General features: G+C 70.6%; 4 protein-coding genes. 3 read left to right on the top strand and 1 reads right to left on the bottom strand.

Features of this window, described 5'->3' with window-relative positions:
* Positions 1 to 208 precede the first annotated feature (208 nt).
* Positions 209 to 2101, bottom strand: coding sequence for a CocE/NonD family hydrolase (locus tag AB0J90_RS25935; RefSeq protein ID WP_363600026.1), 1893 nt, complete (start codon positions 2099 to 2101; stop codon positions 209 to 211).
* A 268-nt stretch (positions 2102 to 2369) separates the two neighbouring features.
* On the opposite strand from AB0J90_RS25935, the gene AB0J90_RS25930 reads away from it, so the two are divergent.
* The 3 genes from AB0J90_RS25930 to AB0J90_RS25920 all read left to right on the top strand — a co-directional run bounded on the left by AB0J90_RS25930 (position 2370) and on the right by AB0J90_RS25920 (position 6536).
* Positions 2370 to 3677, top strand: coding sequence for a glycosyltransferase family 4 protein (locus AB0J90_RS25930; RefSeq protein ID WP_363600024.1), 1308 nt, complete (start codon positions 2370 to 2372; stop codon positions 3675 to 3677).
* A gap of 289 nt (positions 3678 to 3966) precedes the next feature.
* Positions 3967 to 5478 carry an O-antigen ligase family protein gene (locus AB0J90_RS25925; protein WP_363600022.1) on the top strand — a complete coding sequence of 504 codons (1512 nt, stop codon included), beginning with the start codon at positions 3967 to 3969 and terminating at the stop codon, positions 5476 to 5478.
* 5 nt (positions 5479 to 5483) lie between these two features.
* On the top strand, positions 5484 to 6536 hold the full coding sequence (locus AB0J90_RS25920) for a Wzz/FepE/Etk N-terminal domain-containing protein (RefSeq protein WP_363600020.1): 1053 nt from the start codon (positions 5484 to 5486) through the stop codon (positions 6534 to 6536).
* The last annotated feature ends 1 nt before the right edge of the window (position 6537 follow it).

Raw genomic sequence — 6537 nt, 5'->3', positions numbered from 1 at the left:
ACCCTTCCCCCCCGGGGTGTCCTTCGCGGCGCCGGGGGGGGGTGTGGGTGCCCCACCCCAGGGTGGCGTCTTCTTCCGTCACCCCCCCCCCCCCCCCCGGACGCTGCGCTCAGGTTCGGGGCCGCAGGCCGGTGGCGGGGCTGATGGAGCCACCGGCCTGCGGGTTTTCCCGTGGAACGCCAACTGCGCGGGAGACGTTCCGGGGGTATTACAGTCCGGCGGCGTGCGCGGCGGCGGTGCCACCGACCACGGGCAGGACGATGTTGCTGCTCTTCAGCGCGACCGCGATGTTGGCGCGGGTCTGGTCCGCCTGGCTGGAGTACTGCGGGTAGCTGCCGACGATGATCACGCCGACCCGGTGACCCGGCTGGAAGACGTAGTCCTCCGGCAGCAGCGGGAAGCTGAAGTTGTACGCCTGACCCGGCACCAGCGGCACCGCGGTACGGATCGACTGCCGGTTCTGGGCGTCCATGACACCCTTGGTGACCAGCTCGTAGTCGGCCGTAGCCACCCGCTTCTGGGTCTGCTTGTAACAACCGTCGTCGGTCGGGCTGCTCTCACCCCAGCAGTCGGACGTCTCGAGGGTGATGATGCCCTCGCCCGAGGCGCGGTGGTTGACCCGCTCGGCGGTGCCGTAGTCGACCAGGATGGCACCGAAGTTGGTGTCGGTCTGGTCGGCCGAGGCACGAAGCTGCACGACCGGCGTACCGGAGACGTGCAGCGGCGCGGTGAGCGGGGCGGAGAGGAAGGCCAGCCGGTTCGGCTGCACGGCGTCCGGGTTCAGGATCATCGTGTTCTGGCTCTGCGTCGGGCTGTCCGTGAACGTGCCGTTGACCGGCTTCGTCGTCGGGACCAGGCCGAGGCCACCGGCACCGGTGGTACCCGGCTGCAGGAAGACCTCGGTGTCGGCCTTACCCGGCACCGGCCAGTCGGCGTACGTCTCCCACACGTCGGCGGAACGCTCCAGGTCGACCCGGGGCTCCTCCATGATGCCGTTCTGCACACCCTGGAGCCAGAAGTCGAACCAGCGGTGCAGGGTGTTGACCCACACCTCGCGGCGGGAGTCGAACGGGTCGACGTGACCCTCCTGCGACAGCCACAGCTTGCGCGGCACGTTGTTCTCGGCCAGCGCGTACCAGAACTTGCTGAAGTGGTCCGGCCGTACGTTGTCGTCGTTCAGGCCGTGGTAGAGCAGCACGCTCGCGGTGACGTTCGGAACCTTCTTGACGTAGCTGCGCTCGTTCCAGAAGGAGGTGTAGTCACCGGTCTCGTCGCCGTCGACGGCGGCCATCGCGTCCCGGGTCGGCTTGCAGTAGTCCCGCCGCTCCGGGTTGGTCACCGTGTTGGCCAGCGACGCCACGTAGCTGTTGCCCCGGGTGATGACCCCGTTGCTGCGTACGTAGTCGTAGTACTCGGTCGGGCCGCTGATCGGCACGATGGTGGTGAGGCCCTTGACCCCGGTCACCGCCGTGGACATGGCCAGCGAGCCGTCGTACGACTTGCCGATCATGCCGGTCTTGCCGTTGTGCCAGTCCGCCTTGACGACCTGACCAGCGGCGTTACGGGCGGTGGCCCGGCCGTTCAGCCAGTTGATCGCCTGCTTGGCGCTGAGGTTGTCCTCGTTTGCGTTGGTGGTCGGGCAACCGGTCGAGTTGTTGGTGCCCACCATGTCGAGCAGGATCACCGCGTATCCACGCGGCACGAAGTAGTTGTCGTAGAACAACGGCCACTTGTCGTTCAGGCCGTCGCCATCCAGGTCGGCCTTGCACTCGGACTCGTTGCCGCGGCAGACGGTCGAGTAATAGGGGCTGGCGTCCATGACAACCGGCACCTTGAGGCCATTCGCGGTCGCCTTCGGCCGCATGACGTCGAACGCGATGATGTCGCGCAGCCCGTCGTTGTCACTGTCGAAAGTGGAGTCGATGAAAAGTCGTTCCCGGATGGCGTCCGCGTAGCCGAAGACCGGCTGCGTCACGCCGTCCTGTACGACGATCGCGGGGGTGTCGATGGCGAGTGCCTGTGGCGCCGCCCCGACGACGGCGAGCGCGGCCACGGGGAGCACGGCGATACCCGCGCGCCACAGCCTGCTGATGCGACCCATGCAGTTCTCCTTTTAGGTCAGAAGCTTCGGTAGGTTAGGCGGCGGCCTGCACGGATCGCCATCTTCACCTGTAGGAATTTGTTCGTGCACCGTTCGACCCCGCGACACCACGGAGCGTCTCCACGACATCCGGGCGTCATTTCTACGAGTGACGAACACCACGAGTGATCTTTTCCAACAGATGTTCAGCGGGCAGGTCGGCCCGTTCGTGGCAGGGTGTTGATCTGCCCGGGCAGCGGGCGCGCATCTAGTCACGCAGGGAGTTACCGTGGTCCATCCCGACCTGCAGGCCGAGAAAGTAGACCACGAGCCTCACAAAACTGCCATTCCCGGCCAACACGGCCGGGGCGCTCCGGTCCGGCGGGAGATTCCCGCGCATCCCGCCGGACCGGGCGCCGGCTGGCGACCGCTGCGCATCGCGATGATCGGCCAGAAGGGCATGCCGGCCACCTACGGCGGGATCGAGCGGCACGTCGAGGAACTCGCCAGCCGGCTGGCCGACTACGGCCACGAGGTCACGGTCTATTGCCGGGAGAGCTACGGCAGCATGCCGCTGGACCGCTACCGGGGCGTACGGCTGCGCCAGGTCCGTACGGTGGCGAGCAAGCACCTCGACGCGATCGTGCACGCCGCCACCTCGACGATGGCGGCGATGCGCGAGCGGCCCGACATCGTGCACTACCACGGTCTCGGACCCGGCCTGGTCGCACCGCTGCCGCGCTGGCTGTCCCGGGCGCGGGTGGTGCTGACCGTGCACGGGCTGGACAACCAGCGCGACAAGTGGGGTGCCGGCGCGCGGGCGGTGCTGGGCAGCGCCCACTGGATGAGCGGGTACGTCCCGCACCGGCGGGTCGCCGTCTCCCGTGGCCTCGCCGCCCACTACGAGACCCGGTTCGGCCGCCCCACCAGCTACATCCCGAACGGGGTGAACGCCGCCCGGCCGCTACCGGCCCGACAGATCGGGGCCCGGTTCGGGCTCACCCCGGGCGGTTACCTGATCCTGGTCGGCCGGCTCGTTCCGGAGAAGGCGGCCGACCTGCTGATCCGGGCATTCCGCCGCAGCGACACCCGGATGCGGTTGGCGATCGTCGGCGGCTCGTCGTTCACCGACGACTTCGTGGCGAAGCTGCGCCGCGAGGCCGAGGGGGACGAGCGGATCGTCTTCACCGGCTTCGCCTACGGTGACCTGCTCGCCGAGCTGTACGCCAACGCCGCCGGCTTCGTCCAGCCGTCCCGCCTGGAGGGTCTGCCGTTGACCCTGCTGGAGGCCGCCGCGTACGGGCTGCCGGTGGTCGCCAGCGACATCGCGCCGCACGTGGAGGTGCTGGAGTCCGACGCACCGGGGCGGCGGCTGTTCCGCGACGGCGACGAGGACGACCTGCTCCGGGCGCTCGCCCCGCTGCTCGCCGACCCGGCGGCCGAACGGGCCGGTGCCGAGGCGCTGCGCGACCGGGTGACCGGCATGTACAGCTGGGACACCGCCGCCCGCGAGCTGGAACAGCTCTACCTCGAACTGGCCCGGGTCCCCGGCCGCCGGGCCCGCGCCCGGCTCGCCGCCCGAGCACCCGCCGCCTGACTTCCCGGGCCGCCGGTGCCGCCCGGTGCCGCCCGGCGCCTTCCGGTCCGCCCGGCGCCGCTTCCGTCTTCTCGCCGACAAGGCATCTGCCCTGCTCAGCGGGGTCGGTGCCGGTCAACCCGGGGGAGGATGCCCCGGTCGGCGTAACGGCCCCTTCTGCCGGACGAGTGACCGGGGCTAGATTGAACCGATCTTCGTGCCGGGAGGACCTGGGCTTCGTCCGGGGAGGAATGGGATGGCCGCGCCCGGCAGCGGTCGGGGCAGCGTCGATTCGGCTTCAGTGGGACCGGTGGAACAACACACGCAGCAGTTGGTCGGCGTACGCGACGGCGGTGCGTCGACCGTCGGAGTCGATCCGATCCGGGGCGGTACGGCAGCCCGGCTCCTCGTCGGCGGGGCGGCCGTGGTCGCCGCGGTCATCGCGGTGGTCGCCGGTCTGTCGCTGGCGGACGGTGACCGCAAGGGTGTGGTGCTGCCGATCGCCGCCGTCGCCGGGATCGCGGTGGCGGTGCTCGCACTGACCCGGTTCGCCGGGTACGTGCTGCTGATGCTCGCGGTCCGCTCCTGCGTCGACCTGTTCAAGCTCACCGGACCGAGCGCCGGCCAGGCCGCACCCGTGGAGAGTGGCCGGGCGACCGACCCGTCCACCCTGCTCGCCGTGCTCTTCCTGCTCGCCGCCGGACTCTGGCTGGCCGCCCAGTTCAGCCGGCAGGGGCGGCTGCGCGGCTCGCCGATGGGCTGGGCCATGCTGCTGGTCGGCGCGACCAGCCTGGTCAGCGCGCTCGGCGCGGCCGTACCGTCGAACAGCCTGCTGGAAGCGCTGCGCATCCTCACCGTGGTGGTGATGTTCGTGGTGCTGGAGCAGCTCATGCCGGACACCGCGGCGATCCGCCGGGTCCTGTTGGCCTGCTACTTCTCGCTGGTGCTGGCGCTCGGCTACACCGTGCTGCTGTCGCTGCTCGGGCACCCGCCGGCCGAGGTGAAGGGCAGCTTCACCCGGATCAGCGGTACGTTCAGCCAGTCGACCACGTTCGGGCGTTACCTGATGTTCATGGTGATCTTCGGGTTCGCGGTGTACCGCTTCCTGAGTCGCCGAATGCGGGTCGTACTCGGGGTGATGCTCGGGTTGTCGCTGGTCTTCCTGCTGCTGACCAACACCCGCAGTGCCATCCTCGGTGCGGCGATCGGACTCGTCGTGGTGGCCGTACTGCACCGCAGCAAGCGGATGCTGGTGACGCTCTGCGTGGTGGCGGTCGCCGGGGTGACCCTAGTGCCGGCGGTCGGCGCCCGGTTCGCCCAGCTCGCCGACTCCCGCGCGGTCGGCGGTGACCCGACCGGCAACACCCTGGCCTGGCGGATCGGCTACTGGACCGAGATCGTCACGCTGGCCAACCGCAACCCGTTGACCGGCATCGGGCCGAACATGACCCAGCGCGAGACCGACGAGGCGAAGAAGCCGCACAACGACTTCCTCCGGGCGTACGTCGAGACCGGGCTGCTCGGCCTCGGCGCGTACCTGGCGATGCTGCTCGGTTTCCTCTACACCGCCCGTACGGCTCTGCGGCGGGCACCACCCGGCAGTTTCGAGCGTGGTGTGGCGGTCGGCTTCGCCGGCTGCGCCACCGCGTTCGTGGCGGTCAGCGCCGCCTCGAACGTCATTTCCAACGTGGTCACGCTCTGGTACTTCGTCGCCTTCGCCGCGGCGGCCAGCGCCATCGCGCGCCGGCCGGCGACCGAACCGGCCAGCGCGAAGCCACGCAGCACACCCGTCCCGTCGCACGCAACAACAGCATTGGGGTAACAAGCGTGGAGATCGTCGACTACCTGCGGGTCGCCCGGCGGCGGCTCTGGGTACTCGTGGGAGTGCCGGTGCTCGCCACCGGCGCGGCGGCCGGCATCGTGCTGCTCGCACCCCAGCAGTACAGCGGCACCGCGTACGTGGCCGCGCCGGCCCTGGTCGGCGGTGCCGCCGGTACGCAGTACAGCGGCACCCAGGCGGCCAACCAGTTCGTGGCGGCGTTCGGTGCGGCGGTCACCTCGCCCCGCGTACTCGCCGACGTGGCCGCCGACACCGGGGTGGCACCGGAGCGGCTGCGCGACGGGCTGACCGTCACCCAGGTCGGTGCGAGCAGCCAACTCGAAGTCCGGTACGCCGCGGCCAAGCGGGCGAACGTGGCACCGGTGCTCACCGCGACCACCACCCGCGCGCTGGCGTTCCTCTTCTCCTCCCAGGTCGGCATCGCCACCGGGGAGGTCGAGGCGGCCAACGCGGACGTGACCGCGGCGACCAAGGCGATCGGCGACTGGGAGAAGCTGAACAAGGTCTCCCAGCCCGACCGGATCTACCAGGCCACCCTGAGCGAGCTGACCAGCCTGCGGCAGCAACAGCTGTCCATGCAGGCGGTCGGCAACAGCCGGGGCGCGGACGCGGCGGCCAGTGCGATCAGCGCCGCGCAGAAGAAGCTCGACGAGCTGGGGCCGAAGCTGCCCGACTACCAGGCGCTGCTCGCCCAGCGGGACGCCGCGACCGGTGCGCTGTCCCAGGCCAGGCAGGGGTTGCAGGCGGCTCGGGCGCAGACCCAGGCCGCCGACCCGGCCCAGGTGACCAGCATCGGGCAGGTGCACGCGGTGAGCCGGATCAGCGAGCTGATCCGTACCGCACTGCCGGTGGCCGGTGCCGGGGTGCTGCTGGGGGTGCTGCTGGTGGGCGTACTCGAACTGCTGTCACGGGGTCGGGCCGCGCTGCGCCCGACGGCCCGGCCGACCCCCGCCCCGGCGGCCATCGGCGCGACGGTCGACGCGCCGTCGGCCCCGCCGGTGCCGGCCCCGGTCGACACTGCCACCTCGGTCCGGTCGTGAC

It is taken from the genome of Micromonospora sp. NPDC049523, from assembly GCF_040676775.1.
GTDB lineage: Bacteria > Actinomycetota > Actinomycetes > Mycobacteriales > Micromonosporaceae > Micromonospora_G.
The sequence above is the reverse complement of the archived record's forward strand: the minus strand, read 5'-3'. Positions and strand labels throughout refer to the sequence as shown.